Here is a 23,439-nt window from a genome sequence, read left to right as displayed (position 1 = left end):
GCCCCGAAGTCCTACTCTGTGATTTATGGGGCAGCTTCTTTTTACTGATAAACCTTCTACTCTCTCTTTCGATAGATACCTGGCGAGACACCATAACGCTCCCGAAACACCCTGTGAAAATAGGTGTAACTTCCAAACCCCGTCTCCTCTGCTATACGCTCTAAGGTGTAATTGGTATTGTCCATTAATCTCAGTGCCATCGCAAGCCGGATTTGCCCCGCATATTGCATAATAGAATAACCGAATTGGATCTTGAATAAATGTACGGCCCTTGTCACACTAATTCCAGCATGAGCAGCTACGTCCTTTAGTCTGATCTCTGAAGTAGCATGCTCCTCCACATAACTCTTCATTTTAAGTCCGTGTAGAAGCGAAGCCGAAGATGATGCAGGTGCCTCTTCCATAGCCCGATCTAACAACAAACATAAAGCTTTAAATAGTGCTTCAAGTATTTCAGGGCTACCCCCGTCTAGTCTTCTATTCTCCAGATCAAGCTGTTGCCATATACTTTGCAGCTTACCATCATCCGCAATTCTACCCTTTTTGGGTCGCTCACGCAGGTTCCACCAGTGGTCCACCCATTCCCCTGTACACATTACAAAATAGTCCACACTATGTCCCAAAGGACTTTTCTTTTCACCGATTCTCAGATCATATATATCGTAGGGCTTAAATAACAATAGATCCCCCGGCACTACGGCAGTCATTTCTCCATCGATAAGGACTTCACATTCCCCTTCTGCTTGCAGCCTGATGATATAGGTATCCAACCCACTGCGATATAGTTGCCGAAAAGGCTGAGTATGGCGGATAAATCCACACAGACTAATTTGAACGCTGTTTGTTTCCATCGCATATGCTCCTCATTCTATAGTAGTCGATGACCAGATTGTTGAGGTTCTTAGCCATATAGTTTCTTCAAAGTGCAGTGAATCTCCTTCTATAATAAAGACAGAATTCATATGTAGGAGGTTATCAACCATTATGAGTAAAACTATTCGCGTCATTCAAACCGCTAAAGAAACCACGGATCGTTTAACAGAAAAGGACCCTCTGATTTTCCTTCCCGATACGTCAGGAGTCGAATCAGAGCTAATCAATATCTATGATGATCTGGAGTATCAAGAAATTGAAGGCTTTGGTGGAGCTCTTACGGAGTCCTCTGCCGTTACTATCTCTAAACTTAGTGCAGCTAAACAAAAAGAAATCATCGACGCTTATTTTCATCCTGAGCACGGCATTGGATATACCCTTTGCCGCTCACATATCCAAAGCTGCGACTTCTCACTGGGCAACTATGCTTATGTAGAGGAAGGCGATGCGGAGCTACGTTCGTTCGATATTTCCAGAGATCACGAGTCGGTTATCCCCCTCATAAAAAATGCTGCCGCAGCAGTAGGTGAAGATTTCCGTCTGTTCTCTTCCCCATGGAGTCCTCCAGCGTTCATGAAGACTAACGGGCAAATGAACGGAGGCGGAGCTCTTAAGCCTGAATATCGTGAGGCTTGGGCTAACATGTTCGTTAAATATATTGAGGCGTACGCTGCAGAAGGGATTGATATCTGGGCTGTCAGTGTTCAGAATGAAGCCAAAGCTGTACAAAGATGGGATTCCTGCCTGTATACCGCCGAAGAAGAAAAGGATTTTGTGCGTGACTACTTGGGACCTGCTCTGGAACAAGCGGGCTTGGGCCATGTAAAGGTTATGATCTGGGATCATAATAAAGAACGGGTGTATGACCGTGCTAAGGTTGCTTTTGAAGATCAAGTTGCATCCAAATACATATGGGGAATCTGCTTCCACTGGTATTCCGGTGATCACTTCGAAGCCCTCTCTGCCGTTCATGATCGTTTCCCAGATAAAAAGCTGTTCTTCAGCGAAGGCTGCCAAGAAGGTGGCGTTCATCTCGGCTCATGGAACACCGGTGAACGTTACGGACATGATATCATCGGCAATCTGAACAACTGGATGTCGAGCTGGACAGACTGGAACATTGTCTTGGATGAGCAAGGTGGACCTAACCATGTAGGAAATTACTGCGACGCTCCAATTATCGGAGATACCAAAAACGATGAAATTACTTTTGAGAGCTCTTTCTATTACATCGGGCACTTCAGTAAATATATTCGTCCGGGTGCTAAACGTATTGGTTTCTCTAAATATACAGATAAGCTTGAAACAACAGCTTTCCGCAACCCTGATGGCACTATTGCTGTTATCGTTATGAACCGCACAGAGCAAGAGCTTCCATTCACCTTGCGCTTCCATGACGAACTGGCTGAGAACATGATTCCGGCTCATGCCATTCAAACCCTGCTAATTAAGTAGCAGCTGTTCATTTCTAATAAAAAGAGGTTCTCTTTATGCCAGCGCACAGAGAGAACCTCCTTTTTTATTAAATTAAAAGAAATAGTGCTTAAAGCCTTGCTGATAGTATTTCGCATAACGCTCCATACAGTGTATGTTCAAGATCCAACGAGGCAAGAGAAGCCAGGGCCGCCATCGGCGTTACTGCTGCTTTGACTACATGGTAAATTTGTTCTTTCAATTGGAAAAGAATTTGCGCACGGTTCAGAAGGCTGAACACCTCATCATCTACAGAATTCACCGCAATCCGGGCATCTGTGAACGTTACCTCCAAGGAATGCTCTACCGCTTGATCCGAGATCATGATCGTAAGCGTATGTGTTGCCTCATCATAGTCTATGTTTGCTTCGATTTCTGTGCCGCCAGCGAATACCTGTACCTTCGTATCAGCAAAACCGACAAAGGACAACTTCCATGATCGCCGCTCAGGCACAACCTTTGTATTTCCCTGAGCAGAGAGAATCTTGAAGCTGGCTTTATCCCCCATTTCCAGGATCATTTCTGTATCGCACCATTGATCATCCTGATCCTCCGCAGTATCCCCCTCATCCTCCCAGAGATGAAAATGACCCCTTCCTCCCGCAAACACACGGACCTCCATATGCCTCGGATTATCCACTGAAGACGTATATTGCGTCAGATCTGCCATGGGAACAATAGCACCTGCTTTAGCTAATACAGGGATATTTTCTAGATTGCGATAGAGAGAAAGCTTTCTGCCACCGTCGTACACTCTTCCGTTAAAAAAATCTATCCAAACCCCTTCTGGTAACCAAGCCTTAAATTCGGCAACGCCTACCTTTGGGTTGACCGGCTGTGTAATCGGACAGGCAATAAGTTCCGTTCCGAAATAATATTCATTGGGCACTTCATAGGCTTCATTCGACAACGCATGATGATAATACATCGGTCGGATTAGCGGAAGACTATCGCGGCTGGCGTAGCGATTCATGGTGTACAGATAGGGAAGTAAACTATGCCGCAAGCGCAGGCAATCTTTCATCACATCTTCCGCAATCTTATTGAATCGCCATGGCTCCTTGCTGTTAAAGGCACTAGCAGAACTATGTAACCGCAGAATAGGCGAAAACACACCGAATTGCACCCAGCGCATTGCCAACTCATCGTCTAAATAACCATTCATATGGCCCCCGATATCATGGCTCCACCAACCATATCCCACGTTAGCGGCGTTGGCTGTGAAGTATGGCTGGAAATCCAGCGACTCCCAAGTGACAATGGTATCTCCAGAGAAGCCCACAGGATAACGATGGCTGCCAAGACCTGCATAACGGGAAAAAGTAATCTGCCGGTTGCCTCGCCGGCCGCTATCCAGATAGTGATAATGGTTCAGCATCCAAAGCGGATCTAGTCCCGGTACTTTAGTCACTCCACCCTGCTGCCAATCAATCCACCAGAAGTCCACACCTTCATTTTCTAGCGGATGATGCAGAAACTTAAAGTATGCTCGCAAAAAATTCGGATCCGTGATATCAAATTCCACAGCATCCCCTTTTTCCGGGTCCATACCCATCTCCGCAGCAATGGCAAGATAAGGATCTTCAAACGCCCGTACACCGTCTGCTGGATGTACGTTGAGCGTTACTCGAAGTCCTTTTTCATGCAGCCATGCCAAAAATCTTTGAGGCTCCGGGAACAATTCCCGGTTCCAGGTATAACCCGTCCAACCACTGCCGTACTGCGGATCAATATCGACGAGATGCCAATCCATATCTATAACAGCGACGGAAAACGGAATTCGCTCGAGCTCAAACCGCTCCATTAACGCTTTGTATTCTTCTTCTGAATATCGGTAATAACGGCTCCACCAGTTGCCAAGTGCATAACGTGGCAATAGGGGCGTACGACCGCAAAGGTGATAGAAATCCTTCAAGCAGTGCAAATAATCATGACCGTATCCAAAAAAATAAACATCGAGGCCAGCCAACGCCCGTAGCTCTACCCGTCCATCCTCTTCCAGTACTAGGGAGGTGCTATCATCAACTAACGTATACCCGGCACGTGAGAGTAGTCCGTGCTCCAGCGGAATGGCACCATCTGCATTATCCAGTGTACGTGCTGTCCCTCCCAAATCTTGGACTGTATCTCCATAATTCCAGACACTCATTAAATGACCCGCTTCGTTTCTCACCCGAATACTGAGACCATGCCGGGAGAAAGGCTGTTTGTCATAAGTTAAATGCAGGCGCTTCGTAATCAACTCAAGTTTATTCCCCAGATCAATTACGCGGAACTCTGGAACCGGAAAATTGCGATTCACAACGGTCTGTGACGCCCGATCTTCGAAATAACCTTCCTCACTATATTCCATCCGGATAAGCTCCGGAGTTAAGACAGTGAACCGATAGCACTCCCCCTGAATAATCGCATCAGCATTACTGCCTGGTTCAGAACGCAGCTTTAATTGGGTCGCCAAAGGGGGTGGCTCTTTCATCGTATTTCCCATCAAGTAAAAACCTCATTTCTTTTTATTCAACACCCATATAACGGCTGAAAGCATCTGTCCGAATTTTCACCATCTTTTCGAGGCCCATCCCCCGCAGCTGCTTCACATAATCATCCCACTGCTCGTCAATATCACCTGAGATTATAAATTGAGCACGCATTGTATTGACGTAACTGTCAATATCGGTGGTCAAGGTCGGCAGCTCCTGAAACTCTTCTGCAGTGTACATTACGTTAGGGAAAGGTGGTGTTGTGTAGTCACTTCCCAGCTTATCGAGTTGTAGCTTCAGTCCATCTCCGGTTTTAGGATTTAGAAAGATGGTCTTTTCAAAAGCTGGGCTCACATATTTCGGCCCGAAATCCCGGAGTGACTGTTCCCAATACCAAGCATCCGCACTGGTGCCGGTTGGAGGGTCCATCAATGTATACGTACCGTTGTCATTTTTCTTAATCACCGTTCCAATGGCACCCCAGAAATTCTGAATGCTGGCTTCATTGGTATAGAACTGATCCGCCCAGCGTGCAGCAATTTCTGGATACTTGCAGGATGTGGTGATCAACAGCTCGTTGCGTTCCAGATTCATCCCATACGGGTTCCCAACGGTGTAGCGCTTCCCGTCTGGTCCAGCAATTGGCGGAATGGTCACATATTGATCACTCCATTTGCCAAACATAGCGTCTGGCGTCCACTGATAAGAGAAGCCTACGATTGGGGCATCCGGATTTAGAAACTTTGCCGATCTCATCGTTTCGTCTTGAGTGAATACCTCTTTATCAAGTAATCCGTCTTTAAACAATTTGCTCTCCCATTTGAGCCCTTCTTTGTACTCCTCTGAAATCGGGTAATAAACCGCATTTCCGTCCTTGACCACCATGAAGTTATTATTCAAATCTGCGATTCCGAAGGGACTGATTAGATCATTACTTAATTCGATAAAAGGAATCTCATCCTGTTTTCCGTTTCCATTCGGATCTTGTTCTTTGAATGCTTTTAGCACGTTATAAAGATCGTCTATCGTATCCGGTACCTTCAAACCCAATTTGTTCAGCCAGGTTTTGTTAATCACAGGCTGACGTGAGCTTTTAGGACGTGAGGGTAATCTTGCAGGCAGCGAGTAGATTTTCCCGTCAGGAAAGGTGCTGATTTTTTTCATTTCCGGTGTTTCTTCCATAGCTGCTTTGAGATTAGGCATGTTGTGCTCAATATAGTCATCTAACGGCCGAAATAAGCTTAAATTATTGACGATATCCGCATCTCCGAAGGTCTGACTCCCTAAAATGATATCTGGAAGTGTGCCGCTGGCCAGCATAATAGACTTCCGTTCACTCCAATCATTGGAGGACATCACCTGCCACTCGATTTTGACATTCGTGTTCTTCTCCAAATCCTTGAGCCATTGATTCTCGGTAAAAGAATCTCCCATGCTGACCCACCGGACAGTGAGTACTTTCAGCGTCACAGGCTTATCCACTATCGGCAATCCTTCTTTGTTAAATTCACCCGGTTCAGTTTCAACAGAATTAATCCCACTGTTCCCTTTACAAGCTGTAAGGCTAGCAAGCAACGTTGTCACTAAAAGAATGACGGTGATTGTTCTATATATCCTGTTTTTTTGTTGCTTTTTCATAACGTTCTTGCTCCCTTACGAATGTTAGTAGAATAGCTGAATGTACTATTCCTTCACTGCGCCGATCATTACCCCTTGGTTAAAGTATTTTTGTACAAAAGGGTACACGCACATGATCGGAACCGTTGCCACGATAATAACAGAATACCGCATCATATTGGCGAGTCGTAGTGCGATTTGCGCAGCTTCCCCGGTTCCCATCCCCGACTGCATCTGATTGGTGATCAAAATATTTCGCAGGATCAGCTGCAAAGGATACATATTAGGATTTTTCAGATAGATCAAAGCATTAAAATATGAATTCCAGTAACCAACGGCGATCCATAGACCCAGCACGGCAATAATCGCCTTCGACAGTGGTAAAACGATCTGTAGAAAATAACGAAGATTTCCACAACCATCGATCTGTGCAGCTTCCCATAAATCTCCCGGAATACTCGACTGAAAAAAGGTGCGGGCAACGATTATGTTAAACACCCCAACGGAGAAAGGCAGTACCATCACCAGAAATGTATCGTACAGATGGAAATCACGGATCGTTAGAAAAGTCGGAATTAACCCCCCATTAAAAAACATCGTAAAGATGAAAAACAGGGAAAGATATTTTCGTCCCACAAGATCCTTTCTGGACAACGCATAGGCCGCAGAAATATTTACAATTAAACCGATTGCCGTCCCTACCACCGTATACATGACGGTATTCCAGTAACCGATCCAAATATTTTCATGACGCAGCAGCTCTTTGTAACCATCGAAGGTGAACCCTTTAGGAAATAACCAAACCTGCCCCCCCGCCACCGCGGAAGGATCACTGAACGAAGCAATGACGATAAAATACAGCGGATAGATTAAGATAACTAGAAAAATTGCTGATATAACATACATCACTATTTCCATTATAGTATCCGAAGAACGATTCTTCTTTATTTTCCCCACATTCCCTTTAGTAACTGTCTCTAAACCTCCCATTTCAATTCTCCTCCCTTCTACCACAAGCTATTTTCGCTTAGTTTTTTAGATATCTGATTGACCATGATCAATAAAATAAAATTAATAACGGTGTTGAATAGGTTGATCGCCGAGGAAAAGCTGTATTGACTGCTGAGCAAGCCAATTTTGTAGACATAAGTAGAAAGAATTTCACTTGAAGTGATGTTCAAGTCATTTTGCATTAGGTACACTTTTTCAAAGCCAACCCCAAGCAGTCCTCCGACCCGCAAAATAAGCAGGGTTATCGCTGTTGGCATCAGCATCGGAATATCGATATAACGAATTTTATGCATCCGGCTTGCTCCGTCTACGGTTGCCGCCTCGTACAAGCTAGGATCAACTGCGGAGAGCGCAGCGATAAAGATAATGCTGTCCCAGCCGACATGCTGCCACACATCCGACCAAACATATACACTGCTGAATAATCCAGCGGAGCCAATCAGATCAGGAGCCTCTTTACCAAAAAGACTATATATATTGCCCAGCAGTCCGGTGCTAGGTGAGAACAAAATCATCATTAAACCCACCATTACTACCGTGGAGATAAAGTGCGGCATATAGGACACCGTCTGGAAAAAACGTCTAAACCGGTTAGGTCTCATCTGGTTAACCATCAACGCCAGTATAATTGGAATCGGAAAGGTAATCAGACTGTACACACTGATGATCAATGTGTTTTTAATCGTTGATGAAAATTGATAGGAATGAAAGAATTTCTCGAAGTATTTGAATCCAGCCCATGGGCTGCCCCCAATTCCCAACGCCGGGCTATAATCCTTGAAGGCAATCAGCACCCCGTACATTGGCTTGTACGCGAATAATAACGTCAGAACTACAGCAGGAAAAAGCAATAGATAGAGACCCCAATTTTGTTTGATTTGTCCGAATTTCCGCCCGAAATGAAGTGGACCAGATTTCATGACATCCCCTCCTTATTTAAAATAGAGAATGCTACCCCACAGCTATCCTGTAGGGCAGCACCTTTTTCGAAAGACGAATAGGTTATTTCACGTTCATATAACGGGTGTAAGCATCCGTGCGAATCTTAACTAACTTTTCAAGTCCCATTTTATTAAGCTTGCTCACATAAGCATCCCAGCCCTCGTCAATTCCGCCTTTGCTAATAAATTGCGCCCGCATAGTATTCACATAGCTGTCGATATCCGTAGTCAAGGTTGGCAGCTCCTCGAACTCCTCAGAAGTGTACATTACGTTAGGGAAAGGTGTTGTTACATATTCACTGCCCAGCTTATCCAGTTGCAGCTTCAGTCCATCTCCACTTTCAGGGTTCAGGACGATTTTCGATTCAAAGGATGGGCTCACATATTTCGGTCCAAAATCACGTAGAGATTGATCCCAATACCAAGCATCTGCGCTGGTTCCAGCTGGTGGATCCATCAATGTATAAGTGCTATCATCGTTTTTCTTAATAACCGTTCCAATCGCACCCCAGAAATTCTGAATGCTCGCTTCGTCAGTGTAGAACTGATCTGCCCAACGTGCAGCAACCTCAGGATATTTGCAGGATGTGGTGATCAGCAGCTCATTACGGTTAAGATTCATCCCAATCGGATTCCCGATCGTATAACGTTTACCATCTGGTCCGGCAATCGGTGGAATCGTCACATATTGATCGCTCCATTTTCCAAACACGGCGTCTGGAGTCCACTGGTACGTAAAGCCTACAATTGGAGCATCCGGATTCTGGAACTTAGCCGATCTCATCGTATCGTCCTGAGTGAATACCTCTTTATCTAGCAAGCCTTCCGCATACAATTTATTTTCCCATTTGAGACCTTCTTTGAACTCCTCTGAAACAGGGAAATATATCGCTTTTCCGTCCTTGATGATCATATTATTGTTATTCAAATCGGCAATTCCGAAAGGACTGATCAAGTCATTACCAATTTCAATAAAAGGAATCTCATCTGGTTTTCCATTCCCATTCGGATCTTGTTCTTTAAAAGCTTTGAGCACGTTATAAAGCTCATCAAGCGTTTCAGGCACCTTCAAGCCCAATTTGTCCAGCCAGGTCTTGTTAATCACAGGCTGACGTGAGCTTTTTGGACGTGCAGGAAGTCTTGTTGGCAGGGAGTAGATTTTCCCGTCAGGAAATGTGCTGATTTTTTTCATTTCTGGGGTTTCTTCCATAGCTGCTTTGAGATTAGGCATATTTTGCTCGATATAATCATCAAGCGGCCGGAAAAAGCTCAGATTATTTACGATATCGGCATCCCCAAAGGTTTGATCTCCCAAAACGATATCCGGAAGCGTGCCACTTGCCAGCATAATCGACTTCTGCTCACCCCAGTCATTGGAGGACATTACTTGCCAATCGATTTTGACATTCGTATTTTTCTCCAGATCCTTCAGCCATTGGTTTTGCGTAAAGGTGTCCCCCATACTCCCCCAACGGACAGTCAGCACTTTAAGTGTCACAGGCTCATTCACAATCGGCAGACCTTCTTTGTTATAGCTGCTCGTTTCATTTGTCGCTGCATTATTCCCGTTGTTACCGCCGCAGCCAGCAATTCCAAATACCATCGCAGCCGCCAGCAGACCCACAGTCCATTTCTTTGCAGTTTTTTTCTTACTGTGTTGACTCATCTCTTAATCCCCCATTTCAATTTATCAAAATGCATCTGAATAGCTTTATAATAACTTCTTATTTTTTCGTATTCCGGACACATTAAGACGGTTATCCAGACCTTTGAATTCGCTTACAAAAAATGCAAAAGCTAAATGCTCTACTTGGGGAGATTTAATAACAGTATCCCGACTTCTGTATGTGCTATCCGGACTTTGAGGGAAATCGCTAGCGAGTTCTTATGTTTTTTTCACGCAGAGGTTTTATAATGACTTTATGATCAAAAAAACAGCGAACCACAAAACCTACCCCATTCGCCATTATATAAAAGTCATGATGTTGGTTTCATTCACAGTCCTTATTCTGGATTTAGGAATCAGCATCGCTTCCATTTCCATCGTTAAGCAGCAGTCCACTCGAAATTTGCAGGATACTGCGGCGCTTTACATCAATCGTATTAATCATGATTTTGCCTACATTAATCACTATATGGGCTGGACGCTTGGGAACGATGAGAGCTTACTAACGATGAATACTTACGGGGTCAACAGTATCGAGTTCTTAAAGGCAAATGATAATCTGTTCAAACGCTTTACCGAGCTGCAAAAAAACTACGGGCATGAGTATAACTTCTTCTACTATTTGAAAAATGAGACCTATTTTTTGAATTGCGCACCGATCAGCGTAACCTATACGGATTACAGGGAGCTGAAAAAAAAGATTATTTCTTATATTGATGATAAGGAGATGTACGAGAAGTTTTATTCCAAATGGACGCCTATTCTAGTAAACAACCATTATTATGTGATTAATATCGTGCCCTATTACAATCGCTATTTAATTGGACTGATCTCCGCAGATAATCTGATCCGGCCGCTACGCCAAATTAATCTTGGCGCCAATGGTTATGTTTCTCTAGTAGATGAGAATGAACAGCCTTTAACTAGTCCGATCTCCAATAGCGGAAAGCTAATAACGGAAAATGGGGGATTCTCTAATCTTTTGCAATCGCGTACAACAATCAACAGTGCATTCTCAGACACCACCTTCAGCACCAAAATGGTCATTAAATATGGCATATTCGAAAAAATCATGATTGCCCAGCTGCTTATTATGTTATTGTTCTTCATTGTGACCTCCACGTTATGCATTGTTCTGCTCTTTTTCAAAAAAAGAGTGTTAGGTCCGATTCAAAGCTTCTCCGATAACCTTGCTTTCATTAATGAGTCTGGGCAACCCGCAGATTTCAGAAGCAGTGAGATTATAGAGCTGGAACAGGCAAACACTCAGTTTAAAGGCTTGGTTGAACAAATCAAAACCTTTAAAATCGCTATGTACGAGCAGGAACTGGAGAAACAAAGAATACAGCTGGACTATATGAAGCTACAGATTAAACCACACTTTTTCTTAAACTGTCTGACTAGCATCTATAGCATGGCGCAAATTCATATGTATAAAGAAATTGAAAATATGACGTTGTCTACCTCTAAGTATTTCCGTTACATTTTTCAGAATGGCGAGAATTTTGTCCGGTTGGAGGATGAAATCGAGCATGTCCGAACCTACTTGGAGATTCAAAAGCAACGTTATCAGGACGCATTTATTTATTACATCGAACAAGAGGATCAGGCAGGCAGTGTGGAAATTCCACCGTTAGTGCTGCAAACCTTTATCGAAAATTCAATTAAATATGCGATTTCACGCGAACATGAAGCCGAGATCAGGCTTACAGTACAACGATTACAGATGGATCAGGAAGAAGAAATGCTCGTTATCCAGCTCACCGACACCGGTCCCGGTTTTCCATCTCAGGTGTTAGAGAAACTTAATCTTGGAGAGCCTTTGGATCAAAGTAAAGGTACACAAATCGGCATTATGAATACGCTTAAAAGACTAGAGTACCTATATTTAAAAAGAGCAACCGTTACCTTCTCCAATTTGGAGGGCGGCGGCGCTAGTGTAATCTTATATCTTCCGAAGCTTCCTAATAAATCTAAATGAATGGAGAGCAAACTATGAATGTACTGCTTGTTGATGATGACTTTTATGTTATTGCCGCATTGCAAAAGAAAATTGATTGGGAATCACTACACATTGATACTGTTTATACGGCTAATAATGTCGCTCAAGCACGTGAAATAATAGAAAAGCATTCTGTTCAAATTCTGATTTCAGATATTGAAATGCCACAGGGCAGCGGACTGGAATTACTAGCATGGATTCGCGAGGGAAATTATAGTATTCAGGCTATTCTTCTTACCAATTATGCAGATTTTAACTATGCGCAGAAAGCAATCGAATTGCAGAGCTTTGAATATTTCCTTAAGCCCATTGAATTTGACAAGCTGATGTTGATCATCCATAAGGCGGTTACCCAAGCAAAAGAGCAGCAAAAAAACGAAAAAGCCATTCAGGGCGGTTACTTTTGGCAAAAAAATCAGGCGAAGATTCTTGAGCATTTTTGGCGGAAGCTAGTTAGTGGCAGTACATCATTTCCCATTAAATTGTCAGACATCACACATGCCATTGAAGAACAAAACCTCTCCTATCAAATGAGTGATACCCTACAGCCTTTGATATTTAACTTATTCCCTTACAATGGCAGTATGGGAAAAGAAGAAAAGGATCTGTTTGATTTTGCCCTGCTAAATGTATTGTACGAATTGTTTCAGCACCCTAGTTTTACCATCGAAAGCATTCTGGAATACAAAGATTATAACTGGATCGCCATATTAAAATGGAACCAGGCTCCAGATACGCAACTGCTTGAAGCATTATGTGCTTCTTTTATTCAAAAGGCGAATCCTTATTTAAAATGTGATGTCTGCTGCAATATTGGTTTAAACGATAAACTGAGTAATGTGGGGAATGTTCTAAAACAATCCCTGACTATGGATGAAGAAATTACGAGATGCAGAAATCAGACCTTTTTGGTGGAGGCTTATCTGCATCAAAATAAACCGGGCTATACACCACCGGATCTTGCCTATTTGGAAGAACTGCTGAATCAGAATAAATTCACTGCTTTTCTTGAAGAAGTTACACAATATTTAAAGGTCATGCTTAACAATAGAACACTTGAGACCTCTGTCCTTAGCTTGTTCCGTTTAGATGTAGTACAGCTAGTCTATTCATTTCTCAACCTGAAAGGGATAAGATCACACAAATTATACTCTGGCAAAACTAATGATAAATTATCTATGCACTCTTTGGATTCAATCGAGGATATGGAAGAATATCTTAAATACCTTGTCACTACAGCCATGAAATATCGTGACTTTGCTGCCCAGCCTAAGTCCGTCGCAGAAGAAATCAAACAATACATTCATTCACATTACGGCGATGACCTGACCCGAAATGATTTGGCTGAAATTGTCTATCTCAATCCTGATTACCTGGCAAGGATATTCAAACGAGAAACTGGGGTTTCATTAGGCAGTTATGTCATCCACGTCCGAATCGCGGCTGCGAAACATTTATTGGAAACCACAAATATGTCTGTATATACCGTCGCGAACAAAGTTGGCTATAGCAACTACTCCTATTTCTCCAAGCTTTTCAAACAAGAGGTAGGTCTCCCTCCAAACGATTATAAAAAGGAACAACAATACAATCCAGCTTACTAAAAGAGGGTAACCCAGCATCTAGTTCATGGATGCTGGGTTACCCTCTTTGGGATATCTTCTGCATATTAATTACTGCCTACCTTTACTCCTACGCTGCTGATAATGATCCACCTACGAGCTTACTCTTGCGCCCAGTAATCATACGCCACGCCTTTACTCCTACGCTACCGGAGTTATTTACGCCGAGCTTACTCTTCCGCTCAATAATCATCGCCACACCTTTACACCTACGCTACCGGAGTCATTTACGCCGAGCTTACTTTTACGCTCAGTAATCATCCACCGCACCTTTACTCCTACGCTACCGGAGTCATTTACTCCGAGCTTACTTTTACGCTCAGTAACCATCCAGTAACCACCCGCCCAAGGTGCTTCCGGACCCAGATGACGCTATTTGCCCATTTATCGCCTTTTGAGCACAGTTTCGGACTCCAGTGCAGCTATTCCTGAGATATTGCTCCAAATCGAGTGTGTTTCTGGTCAATAGCGACTATGCGGTCCGTTAGAATTCCAAATGTGCCATATAGCAGCGTTTAAGGTCAGCTGTGTCCGATAGCTGCTTTGTACGCGGAAATCTGTAGCCAATCAGCGAAGTATGCCGGGGATCTTAGAAAATCCCAACACCACCAGTAACCACCGCCCAAGGTGCTTCCGGACCCAGATGACGCTATTTGCCCATTTATCGCCTTTTAACCACAGTTACGGACTCCAGTGCAACTATTCCTGAGATATTGCTCCAAACCGAGTGTGTTTCAGGTCAATAGCGACTATGCGGTCCGTTAGAATTCCAAGTGTGCCATATAGCAGCGTTTAAGGTCAGCTGGGTCCGATAGCTACTTTGTACGCGGAAATCTGTAGCCAATCAGCGAAGTATGCCGGGGATCAAGGGGACAGCACAACTCCGCCAGTAACTATCCGCTTCACTCTTGCACATAGTAATCATCCACCGCACCTTTACTCCTACGCTACCGGGAAACTTACACCTCATACCTTACTCTTACATCCAGTAACCATCCAGTAACCACCCGCCCAAGGTGCTTCCGGACCCAGATGACGCTATTTGCCCATTTATCGCCTTTTGATCACAGTTTCGGACTCCAGTGCAGCTATTCCTGAGATATTGCTCCAAATGGAGTGTGTTTCTGGTCAATAGCGACTATGCGGTCCGTTAGAATTCCAAATGTGGCATAAAGCAGCGTTTAAGGTCAGCTGGGTCCGATAGCTGCTTTGTACGCGGAAATCTATTCGAACCAGCGAAGCTTGCCGGGGATCACGGGAAGCTTCCCCACCGCCAGTAATCTTGCAAGCTCCAAAAAACACATAAATACCCCAGCAGTCATAATCAGAACGGCTGGGGCATCTCTTTTACTAAATTAAGCCTGAAGCGCTACATATTTATCACCAAGTAGATTTTTGAAATAGGTGCGATTGTATAACATACTAGGATGGGATGGATAAAAACTCAACGCCGTTTCATTGTGATGATTCGCCTTCTCGTGTTGGCCGAGACGATCATAACAAAGTGCCAATTGAAGATGCGGCAGCCAGGTATAAAAGATCCCATTCTTCATCCCCATCGAATCGTTATCCCGCGGTAGCTTAATCGCTAGCTCATACCAGTATGCGGCTGGATGCAACTGGCCTTTATCCAGCAGAAGTGACCCCAGTCGGCAACAAAACTCTGAACGTGGTTTATCATACTGCAAGGTTTTACATAACGCTTCAAATGCACCTTCTTTATCCCCCAGCCGTTCCCGGCATTCGGCAAGCTTTAGGCAAGCCTGAAAATTATCTTCAATCCAGCCCTGTCCACCCGCTAAGAAAATCTCATAGTATTTGCAAGCCTCTTCATTAATAGCATGATCTCTTAATTCATTCGCATAATAATACTGGTCTCTCGGCGAAAATACTTCACCCTGTGCAACACGTTTTTGATAAATCCGCAAATTACGATCTGTGTATTCCTTATCTTTCTCATGTGTGATGCAGACATCACTACTAAAAGAAGGACCACTTACCTCTAAATACTCATGAACAGGCCCGATCCATTGAAAGTTGCAGCTGCGCCGAACCAGCCTGTTGCGGCGTAAACTAGCTGTGACATTTCCCGCTTCGTCAAAAGCCAGATTATATTGCATGTTCACACTGTGAATATGTCCCGGCAGGATTTCTTTTAGTTTTTTTAAAAGAATCTGATCCTCTTCCTTTATATAATCATCCGCATCAAGCCACAAAATGTACTCCTGAGTAGCTTTGCTAAAGGCAAAATTACGTGCGGCACTAAAATTATCAATCCATTCAAAATCATAAATTACAGCTCCGAAGGACAACGCAATCTCTTTTGTTTTATCCGTCGAGCCTGTATCCACGATAACAATTTCATCTACGAGACTTGCAATGGTAGATAAACATCGGTGCAAGCTTTTTTCTTCATTTCGTACTATCATACATAAACTAATCGTAACCATACTCGCCCTCCTACACGCTTTGTTTGAAATTCTTTCTATATTGATATGCAGGGTTTAAGAAACGGACTCCCTCTCTATCCCGCCCGATCATGAAGAACTTCAGAAATATAAAGGTTATGTAAGAAACTTTCCACTCCATTCTTAGGTCTATATAAGTAAGATCAAAGGAGGTACAAAATATATGAAATCCAAACGAAGAGGTGTTAGAAACGGCTGGATCTTAACTTCAATATTGTGCGTCGTAATTGTACTAGTGCTGCTGATTGGATATAAAGGGCTCGACTGGGGAACGCCCACCACACCACCCACGTCCACCAACGCACAAACTAATAAGGAAGCAGATAACGAACCCAGCCCCACTCAAAAAATGCTCGAATTTCCTAGCAGTAATCCCGATAATGGGCAGGTCATCATTCCACTGCATACCACGCTCGCGCAGCTAAATATTGATAGTGGCAGCGAATATATAAATACAGAAATCCCCCCCATACCTGAAATGACCTTTGCTTTATCTCAAGACATGAAAAACCAAGTAGAAGCAACGCTGGTCTACCGCCCTGATATCGGTGGAGGTTATCTTCTACTTGCTCCTGCCGGATGGCAGGCTACGGCGGTTGTCGGCGCTAACGGTTCTTATGGAGTTACCTTTCAGGATCCGAACCATCCGGAACAAAACATGAACTATTCAGATACGGCTTGGACTTGCACAGGCTGTGCCATCACTGCAATCGGAGCCTATTTCCCGGAAAAAGCCGAATGGGCTGACGCGCTGGGATTTACGATTAATAATCCGCTTAAGTTTAGCGAACAGCATATTTTAGGTACTGCAGGAGCTGAAGCAAGAACGGTCAGATATACGCTTCAAGCAGACGCGAATGGCTATCAGAATGAGGGTGCTGCCTATTACGATAAGAGAGAATGGGGTTATTTATTCCGCAGTATCGGAATACATCAAGCTCAAACATCCCCACAGCAGGAAGTAGTGGAGACCCTCATGAAGTTCTTTACAGATAATCACGGACCGCTCTTCATTGCTGACCCAAACGCAGAGAAGCTGGACTAAGGGTGGGAATTTTTAGAGGAATGTATTTTCAACCTTGCTCTTGCTTTTAGAAAGACGTAGGTGTTATTTTTTGTTATAATCAATGCAATGCGTTGTTTATGAATTCAGACATATATAAAGGGGACGTAACCATGACTCAAATTATTAAAACTCTAACTATTGCAGGCAGCGACTCCAGTGGTGGCGCAGGCATCCAAGCGGATCTAAAAACATTTGAAGAGTATGGTACCTACGGCTTTAGTGCCTTGACCACTATCGTTACTATGGACCCGGACAACGGCTGGCACCATAATGTTTATCCAATTGATGCCTCCATTGTTGCTGAGCAGTTAAAAACTATTTTCGCTGGTGGCCCGGTTAATGCCATGAAGACAGGTATGCTTGGAAGTGTTGAAATTGTGCGCGTTGCTGAGCAAGCGATCAAAGAAAATCTTCAGACTAATGTAGTTATTGATCCAGTTATGGTGTGCAAGGGTGAAGATGAAGTCTTGAACCCTGACAGCGCTGAGGCTATTCGTGACTTATTGCTACCACTAGCAACTGTGGTCACCCCAAACTTGTTTGAAGCAGGTGTTCTTTCAGGTCTTGGCAAACTTACTACCCTTGAGGAAATGAAAGAAGCTGCACGTCTGATTCATAAGCTCGGTGCACGTAATGTCGTGGTTAAAGGCGGCAAAGCACTCGGCGGCGATCAAGCGATTGATATCTTCTACGACGGTTCTGAGTACACTGTATTCCAAACAGCCAAAATCGAACCCGCTCACAATCACGGGGCTGGATGTACTTTTGCCGCAGCAATTACAGGCGGTCTAGCTAATGGATTAACGGTTCATGAGGCTGTTGCAAAAGCTAAAGATTTTGTCTCCGCAGCCATTCGTAATGGATTTGCGTTTAATGAATATGTGGGTCCTGTATTTCACGGTGGTTACCGTTTAGAACGTTAGAACTCGCAATCCAATTACACAGAAAAATAAATGGCAGTCCAGACGCTGAACATCAGCTCTGGACTGCCATTTTTATTTACTATTATTGAAAATCCGTAAATTCAAAACTATGCTTACCGAACATAGATTTTTTATACGATTATTTTCATAAAAAAAGCACCCGAATCAAGATTCGAGTGCTTCTGAGCTACGTCCTCTAATTATTTTATCAAAATGGATAAAGCACTTTTTGACGCCAAACGGAAAGATAATTCATCCGCTCCCGGCAAGTTCAAAGCAACATTCTCAGCCTTTTCGCTATCGTTGAACAGAACAACTGCAATAGAGTTATCTGTATTCTTAAAAGCTACGGAACGAATCTCTTCTTGATTGGTGGAAGCGTCAATACGCACTGCCTTCGGACGAATAAATTTACTGAAATGGGCCAGCGCATAATAGTCGAGCGTATACGTAAGCTCCTTGGTCTCTTGGTTGACTGTCACAACACCACGACAAGTACTTTTGCCAAAACCCGGTACGGTTGGGCCGTTCTTTTCATCTAAGGCCATATTCCATAACACAAAGGATTTACTATGATTTCTAAGAATATCAATCCCTGTTCTCATTACATTGGAGAAGGCTTGTTCAAACGGAGGAATCCATTCTCCACCAGAACCTTCTGTAAAATGCACTTCTTTATCAGCAAAAGCTTTCAGAACCTCTGATTGCGCTGATGCATTGCCACCATACCAGTGCCAAGCTACACCATCTACTTCATCTTTTGCATAATCGAGCACGGTTAACGGATAATCTGGACGATCCCAGTTGTGGTCGTAGCAGAGAATTTTTGTAGCGATGTTGTGCTTAACAAAGCTAGGCTTCAGGTAGTTTTTAATGAAATCTTTTTGCGCCTCAGGCAACATTAACATACTAGGGTAGTGTTTTGGTTCAAATAAAGGCTCGTTCTGTGGTGTTACAGCATAAGTTGGCAATCCGTGCCCTTCAAAAGCTTGAATATATCGAACAAAATAATCGGCATAAGCCTGATAATATTCTTGTTTAAGTTCTCCAGCAATCATCGATCCGCTAGTCTTCATCCAACCTGGTGCACTCCATGGAGAAGCCATCAGTTTGATCTCAGGGTTAATTTCCAGAGCTTGTTGCAACAAAGGGATAATGTCTGCTTCATCATGTGCGATAGAGAAGTGGGTTAATTCCGTATCCGTTTCCTGTGCAGGTCTATCATCATAGCTATAAATATCTCTAGCATAATCCGATGCCCCCATTGGATTTCTTAATACGGACAAACCAATTCCATCTTGTGCGTCAAAAAGCTTGCTCATGACTTCCTTTTTCTGTTCGTTGTCCAGGACTTGATTAATCAAATAAGCGGATGAATCCGTAAAAGATGCTCCAAAGCCATCCATTTCCTGAAAGGTTTGATTCTCGTCAATAGTTACAGTAGTGGTCGCCTCTGCGTCAGCAATTGGAGTTAATTGTTGCAGACTTTGCTCTACAAACAATGTATTCTCCCCGGTGGATTGATAAATTTTAAGCTCTGGCATGTTGTTTCCCTCCATCTTTCTATGAAGAGGCCCCAGTGAAGGGGCCACATTCTATTTTCTAACTTATTTAAGGCCTAATTTTTCTTTGTTGTTTTTCATTTTTTCAGAACGAACTTCTACAATCTTATCCCAGTTGTTATCATTTAAAAATGTTTTGTAAGCAGCTAAGGTGCTGTCGAATGTAGCATCGTCTTTAGCGCGGATCATACTTACAAGCGTAGTGTTCCAAGTAGTGTCAATTGCAGTAAGACTGCGAGCTTCAGGCGTTCCTTGAGCCGGGTTAATGTTTTCAAGAATAAAGTGTGGTTTCAGCTTTCCTTTGCCCCACTCTTGCATTTGTTTAATGGAATCTGCGAATGCGTCGTTACTTAGCGCCTTATCACGGTCATGTCCAAAAAACATAAATTCACCCATCCGGTAATCCTTTTTGAATTTATCGGCATTATTTAATTGCAGGTCTTTGATTTCAGGCAAGAATTCAATTTTACCGCTGTCGTTAACTTTATAGGTTTCTCCTTCAATACCGTAGTTCATGAGCTTTTGTCCTTCGTCGCTGAGCAAATAAGTGTAAATTTGAATCGCTTTGGCAGGGTCCTTAGCCTTTTTAGTAACATAGCTAATCATCCAACCTGTAATTCCTGATTGATTCAACGTTGGTTCATGTCCAACAGTACTTTGTGGGCCATCAATAGCGATATATTCCTTGCCTGGATTTTCTGTCATGAAGATTTGCAGGTTACCACTTTGTTGCGGTGTTCCATCCAAAAGTATTGTTGCATATTTACCGGATTTCACTTTTTCTTCAAAGGCAGTACCGTCATCAGCAAAGCTGTCATCACTGATGTCACCATTTCTGTAGACTTCATTTAACGTTTTCAACCACGTCAAGTAATCCTCATCCAGGTTACGGTTGTAGAATTCGCCATTTTCAGTTTCCATCGGCACTCCGATGAAGTCCTCCAATACATCTCCCAAAGAACCAGTGCCTGAACCAATGGAGTTAAAACCAAAAGGAATCATGTCCGGGAATTGTTTTTTGATTTGTTGCATAACGCTCTTGAATTCTTCAGGAGTTCCAAAGCTTGGTTTTCCAATGGCCTCGTAAACATCCTTGCGGATGACAAAGGCTGTTTTAGCAGGGATGTTACCGCTATCATAATCGTTTTGCGTATTGGAATAGTTAGGGTATCCATAGGTCTTGCCATCAGCTAACTGGAACCAGTTCATCGTATCTTTTTCTGCAACTTTATTGAAATAAGGATCATATTTATCTGCCAGATCATTCAAAGGCAATGCCCATGTAGCAGCTTTTTGTACGACTGGAGAGTTGGAATCAAAAATAGTCAACAGGTCTGGCATTTCACCGCCGGCAAAAATCGTATTTAGCTTAGTGTCATCGCCTGTAATGAATTTAATGTTGATGTTTAAATCCTCTTTAATTTTCTTAGTGACAAGGTCTTTTCCAAAATCAGTATTCCACCAGTCTGCATTCACGTACCAAGTCAGATCTGTTGTCTCTTTTTTTGTATCCAGCTTCCATGCCGGTGTTTCCGGATCTATAGTATAACGGCCTTCAATGGAGCTTAACTCTTTACTGGAGCTGTCAGAATTACCTTTCGATCCGCAACCTGTAAATACTAATACAACAGCCATAAGTGCCGTACAAAGTTTGAGTCCTTTTTTCCCAAATGCTTTGTTCATCTTTTGATTCCCCCTAAAAAGTTTTGTAAGCATTCACTACTTGGAGATTTACTTACTATTCCTTCACCGCCCCCATCATCATGCCTGAGATAAAGTACCTCTGTAATATTGGATACATCACAACAATCGGCAAAGTTGTAATGACAATTGTTGCTAGTTGAACCCCTTTAGTCGTAGTTTCGATAATCGCAGATCCACCCACATTTTGCATGGATTGTGTTTGCGACTGAACAATGATTTCATAGAGCTTCATCTGCAGCGGGTAGAGCGATTGATCGGTAATATATAACTTGGTGGTCATAAAGTCGTTCCACTGCCCAACCCCGTTAAATAACGCAATGGTGGCCATAGCCGGCATGGAAAGAGGGATAAAGATTTTTAGGAAAATGCGCCAGTCACCTGCACCATCAATTTTGGCTGACTCTTCAAGTGAATCCGGTACATTTCTGAAGAAGTTCATTAGAATAACTACATCATAATAACTGAACAAGGCCGGGATAATATAAACCCAGAAGCTGTTTAAGAGGCCTAATGATTTAATCAATAAATACGTAGGGATCATTCCACCTGAGAAAAACATGGTGATTACACCCATGGCAACATACAACTTACGTCCACGTATGTATTTCTTACTCAAGCCATAACCGATCATGGCACAAAAGAATACGTGGGTAATGACACCAATAAATGTTTTGGCAAGCGATACTACGAACGCTAAACCAATGGTCTCATCTTGAAATACAGCACGATAATTTTCCAAGGAGAACTCTGGAGACCAAAATATGAATCCGCCTTCCGCAAGCGCCTTGCCCGAGCTTAAAGAGGATATGACTACATTCCATAAAGGAACGACAATAATGATTGTACAAATACAGAGCAGGATAATATTTAAGGTATTAAAGATTCGACTATCGAGATCTTCTTTAGCCACCGTACGATTCACAGAAATGCCTCCTTCTACAGAACTGATTGATTATCATTTAATTTACTGGATACTTTGTTAGCGCTAATCAGTAGGATGACTGAAACGATGGAGACACCTAAACCAACAGCAGTAGCATAAGAGAAGTCACCTTGCGTCATACCCATACGATACACATAAGAATTAATGACCTCCGCCTTAACGCGGTTCTGAGAATTCATCAATACCAGGGTTTGATCCAGATTTGATCCTAATAAACCGCTTACAGTGAGAATCAGATTTAAACTGATAATCGGCTTCATATTAGGAAGCGTAATATTCCAAATTTGTCTCATACGACTTGCGCCATCTATTTTGGCAGCCTCATAATAAGTAGGATCTATTTTCGACATAATGGCTAAGTAGAGAATCGTTCCCCAACCAGCCTCTTTCCAAATATCGGATAACGTTGCAATCCACCAGTATTTATTCGCATCAAGCAAAATATTTACCGGTTTCGAAATCAGTCCCAAACTGAGCATAATCTCATTAAACATACCCGATGAGGAAAACCAGGCAATCAGCATCCCGCCGAGAACGATCCAGGACAAAAAGTGTGGTAAATAAGAGATGGTTTGCACTATCTTTTTAAAGCGTCCGCCACTTAATTCGTAAATCATAACGGATAAAATAATAGGAATAACAAACCCTATGGCTAATTTCAGAAAGCTGATCCCTAATGTATTGACTACAGCGTCCCAAAAATATTTATCAGATAAAATAATTCTGAAATTATCGAGCCCTACCCAAGGTGCAGAATCGAGCGTATCAATTACGGTGTAGCTTTTAAAAGCAATCGTCAATCCGTAAATCGGAATAAAACAAAAGATAATCATAAAAATAATTCCCGGGATGACCATGGATTGAATTTCCCATTGTCTCTTGTAATCAATTACAAATTCTTTGACCCTCTGCCCCATAGGCTTTTTCCCGCTCATTGGATTCTTTCCGTTTGCTGGCACTACGGCTAATTTATCCACTTTTTCTTCTCCCCTCCAAATCATGATCCCCACACAATAAAAACGTTTTTATTTTTTTGAAAAAAAAACCCTCCCAAAACAACAAAATTATAAAAAATGATCGGGTAAAATCTT

General features: G+C 42.9%; 18 protein-coding genes. 5 read left to right on the top strand and 13 right to left on the bottom strand.

What is annotated here, in order from left to right:
- Nucleotides 1–56: 56 nt before the first annotated feature.
- Complete coding sequence (locus MHH86_RS11500; RefSeq protein WP_076224948.1) at nucleotides 57–851, bottom strand: AraC family transcriptional regulator; 795 nt, start codon at nucleotides 849–851, stop codon at nucleotides 57–59.
- A 133-nt stretch (nucleotides 852–984) separates the two neighbouring features.
- Here MHH86_RS11500 and MHH86_RS11495 point away from each other — a divergent pair, with 133 nt between their 5' ends.
- Nucleotides 985–2,328, top strand: coding sequence for a glycoside hydrolase family 30 protein (locus MHH86_RS11495; protein ID WP_076224949.1), 1,344 nt, complete (start codon nucleotides 985–987; stop codon nucleotides 2,326–2,328).
- An 88-nt stretch (nucleotides 2,329–2,416) separates the two neighbouring features.
- Here MHH86_RS11495 and MHH86_RS11490 read toward each other — a convergent pair whose 3' ends face one another.
- The 5 genes from MHH86_RS11490 to MHH86_RS11470 form a co-directional block, all read right to left on the bottom strand.
- Nucleotides 2,417–4,834 (bottom strand): TIM-barrel domain-containing protein, encoded by a 2,418-nt coding sequence (locus MHH86_RS11490; RefSeq protein WP_256717106.1) that lies wholly within the window; start codon nucleotides 4,832–4,834, stop codon nucleotides 2,417–2,419.
- 22 nt (nucleotides 4,835–4,856) lie between these two features.
- On the bottom strand, nucleotides 4,857–6,461 hold the full coding sequence (locus MHH86_RS11485; protein ID WP_076224950.1) for an extracellular solute-binding protein: 1,605 nt from the start codon (nucleotides 6,459–6,461) through the stop codon (nucleotides 4,857–4,859).
- 45 nt (nucleotides 6,462–6,506) lie between these two features.
- On the bottom strand, nucleotides 6,507–7,430 hold the full coding sequence (locus MHH86_RS11480; RefSeq protein ID WP_076105383.1) for a carbohydrate ABC transporter permease: 924 nt from the start codon (nucleotides 7,428–7,430) through the stop codon (nucleotides 6,507–6,509).
- A gap of 17 nt (nucleotides 7,431–7,447) precedes the next feature.
- On the bottom strand, nucleotides 7,448–8,371 hold the full coding sequence (locus MHH86_RS11475; RefSeq protein ID WP_036689753.1) for an ABC transporter permease subunit: 924 nt from the start codon (nucleotides 8,369–8,371) through the stop codon (nucleotides 7,448–7,450).
- An 82-nt stretch (nucleotides 8,372–8,453) separates the two neighbouring features.
- The gene (locus MHH86_RS11470; RefSeq protein ID WP_076224951.1) at nucleotides 8,454–10,058 is read right to left on the bottom strand and encodes an extracellular solute-binding protein; all 1,605 of its coding nucleotides are present in this window, start codon (nucleotides 10,056–10,058) and stop codon (nucleotides 8,454–8,456) included.
- A 256-nt stretch (nucleotides 10,059–10,314) separates the two neighbouring features.
- On the opposite strand from MHH86_RS11470, the gene MHH86_RS11465 reads away from it, so the two are divergent.
- Both MHH86_RS11465 and MHH86_RS11460 read left to right on the top strand, forming a co-directional pair.
- A complete protein-coding gene (locus tag MHH86_RS11465; RefSeq protein ID WP_256717107.1) occupies nucleotides 10,315–12,039 on the top strand; it encodes a sensor histidine kinase in 1,725 nt (574 codons plus the stop codon).
- Between the two features lie 14 nt (nucleotides 12,040–12,053).
- Nucleotides 12,054–13,664 (top strand): helix-turn-helix domain-containing protein, encoded by a 1,611-nt coding sequence (locus tag MHH86_RS11460; RefSeq protein ID WP_076224952.1) that lies wholly within the window; start codon nucleotides 12,054–12,056, stop codon nucleotides 13,662–13,664.
- Between the two features lie 88 nt (nucleotides 13,665–13,752).
- Here MHH86_RS11460 and MHH86_RS11455 read toward each other — a convergent pair whose 3' ends face one another.
- The 3 genes from MHH86_RS11455 to MHH86_RS11445 form a co-directional block, all read right to left on the bottom strand.
- Nucleotides 13,753–13,881 carry a hypothetical protein gene (locus MHH86_RS11455; RefSeq protein ID WP_256719394.1) on the bottom strand — a complete coding sequence of 43 codons (129 nt, stop codon included), beginning with the start codon at nucleotides 13,879–13,881 and terminating at the stop codon, nucleotides 13,753–13,755.
- Nucleotides 13,872–14,012: a hypothetical protein gene (locus tag MHH86_RS11450; RefSeq protein ID WP_179089001.1), complete on the bottom strand. Its 141-nt coding sequence runs from the start codon at nucleotides 14,010–14,012 to the stop codon at nucleotides 13,872–13,874. The genes MHH86_RS11455 and MHH86_RS11450 overlap by 10 nt, the downstream gene beginning before the upstream one ends.
- A gap of 1,025 nt (nucleotides 14,013–15,037) precedes the next feature.
- Nucleotides 15,038–16,132, bottom strand: a complete 1,095-nt coding sequence (locus MHH86_RS11445; RefSeq protein ID WP_076143203.1) for a glycosyltransferase family 2 protein — start codon at nucleotides 16,130–16,132, stop codon at nucleotides 15,038–15,040.
- Nucleotides 16,133–16,313: 181 nt separating this feature from the next.
- On the opposite strand from MHH86_RS11445, the gene MHH86_RS11440 reads away from it, so the two are divergent.
- Nucleotides 16,314–17,195, top strand: coding sequence for a DUF4850 domain-containing protein (locus MHH86_RS11440; protein WP_076143205.1), 882 nt, complete (start codon nucleotides 16,314–16,316; stop codon nucleotides 17,193–17,195).
- Nucleotides 17,196–17,326: 131 nt separating this feature from the next.
- A complete protein-coding gene (gene thiD, locus MHH86_RS11435; protein ID WP_036689743.1) occupies nucleotides 17,327–18,139 on the top strand; it encodes a bifunctional hydroxymethylpyrimidine kinase/phosphomethylpyrimidine kinase in 813 nt (270 codons plus the stop codon).
- A 200-nt stretch (nucleotides 18,140–18,339) separates the two neighbouring features.
- Here thiD and MHH86_RS11430 read toward each other — a convergent pair whose 3' ends face one another.
- The 4 genes from MHH86_RS11430 to MHH86_RS11415 form a co-directional block, all read right to left on the bottom strand.
- Entirely contained in the window at nucleotides 18,340–19,683 is a 1,344-nt protein-coding gene (locus tag MHH86_RS11430) for a glycoside hydrolase family 30 beta sandwich domain-containing protein (RefSeq protein ID WP_038569998.1), read from the bottom strand.
- A gap of 63 nt (nucleotides 19,684–19,746) precedes the next feature.
- The gene (locus MHH86_RS11425) at nucleotides 19,747–21,384 is read right to left on the bottom strand and encodes a sugar ABC transporter substrate-binding protein (protein WP_038569996.1); all 1,638 of its coding nucleotides are present in this window, start codon (nucleotides 21,382–21,384) and stop codon (nucleotides 19,747–19,749) included.
- Nucleotides 21,385–21,439: 55 nt separating this feature from the next.
- Complete coding sequence (locus tag MHH86_RS11420) at nucleotides 21,440–22,327, bottom strand: carbohydrate ABC transporter permease (RefSeq protein ID WP_036689738.1); 888 nt, start codon at nucleotides 22,325–22,327, stop codon at nucleotides 21,440–21,442.
- Between the two features lie 14 nt (nucleotides 22,328–22,341).
- Entirely contained in the window at nucleotides 22,342–23,283 is a 942-nt protein-coding gene (locus tag MHH86_RS11415; protein WP_036689816.1) for an ABC transporter permease subunit, read from the bottom strand.
- Between the last annotated feature and the right edge of the window lie 156 nt (nucleotides 23,284–23,439).

This window comes from Paenibacillus sp. FSL F4-0097 (assembly GCF_038593125.1).
Classification (GTDB): domain Bacteria; phylum Bacillota; class Bacilli; order Paenibacillales; family Paenibacillaceae; genus Paenibacillus_AQ; species Paenibacillus_AQ odorifer.
Note: the sequence above shows the minus strand (reverse complement) of the source record. Positions and strands in the feature narration are given on the sequence as shown.

Excerpts from the sequence above, each read along its gene's own strand:
- MHH86_RS11500 (WP_076224948.1), bottom strand. The coding sequence starts at position 851 with ATGGAAACAAACAGCGTTCAAATTAGTCTGTGTGGATTTATCCGCCAT.
- MHH86_RS11495 (WP_076224949.1), top strand. The coding sequence starts at position 985 with ATGAGTAAAACTATTCGCGTCATTCAAACCGCTAAAGAAACCACGGAT.
- MHH86_RS11490 (WP_256717106.1), bottom strand. The coding sequence starts at position 4,834 with ATGGGAAATACGATGAAAGAGCCACCCCCTTTGGCGACCCAATTAAAG.
- MHH86_RS11485 (WP_076224950.1), bottom strand. The coding sequence starts at position 6,461 with ATGAAAAAGCAACAAAAAAACAGGATATATAGAACAATCACCGTCATT.
- MHH86_RS11480 (WP_076105383.1), bottom strand. The coding sequence starts at position 7,430 with ATGGGAGGTTTAGAGACAGTTACTAAAGGGAATGTGGGGAAAATAAAG.
- MHH86_RS11475 (WP_036689753.1), bottom strand. The coding sequence starts at position 8,371 with ATGAAATCTGGTCCACTTCATTTCGGGCGGAAATTCGGACAAATCAAA.
- MHH86_RS11470 (WP_076224951.1), bottom strand. The coding sequence starts at position 10,058 with ATGAGTCAACACAGTAAGAAAAAAACTGCAAAGAAATGGACTGTGGGT.
- MHH86_RS11465 (WP_256717107.1), top strand. The coding sequence starts at position 10,315 with ATGATCAAAAAAACAGCGAACCACAAAACCTACCCCATTCGCCATTAT.
- MHH86_RS11460 (WP_076224952.1), top strand. The coding sequence starts at position 12,054 with ATGAATGTACTGCTTGTTGATGATGACTTTTATGTTATTGCCGCATTG.
- MHH86_RS11450 (WP_179089001.1), bottom strand. The coding sequence starts at position 14,012 with ATGGTTACTGAGCGTAAAAGTAAGCTCGGAGTAAATGACTCCGGTAGC.
- MHH86_RS11445 (WP_076143203.1), bottom strand. The coding sequence starts at position 16,132 with ATGGTTACGATTAGTTTATGTATGATAGTACGAAATGAAGAAAAAAGC.
- MHH86_RS11440 (WP_076143205.1), top strand. The coding sequence starts at position 16,314 with ATGAAATCCAAACGAAGAGGTGTTAGAAACGGCTGGATCTTAACTTCA.
- thiD (WP_036689743.1), top strand. The coding sequence starts at position 17,327 with ATGACTCAAATTATTAAAACTCTAACTATTGCAGGCAGCGACTCCAGT.
- MHH86_RS11430 (WP_038569998.1), bottom strand. The coding sequence starts at position 19,683 with ATGCCAGAGCTTAAAATTTATCAATCCACCGGGGAGAATACATTGTTT.
- MHH86_RS11425 (WP_038569996.1), bottom strand. The coding sequence starts at position 21,384 with ATGAACAAAGCATTTGGGAAAAAAGGACTCAAACTTTGTACGGCACTT.
- MHH86_RS11415 (WP_036689816.1), bottom strand. The coding sequence starts at position 23,283 with ATGAGCGGGAAAAAGCCTATGGGGCAGAGGGTCAAAGAATTTGTAATT.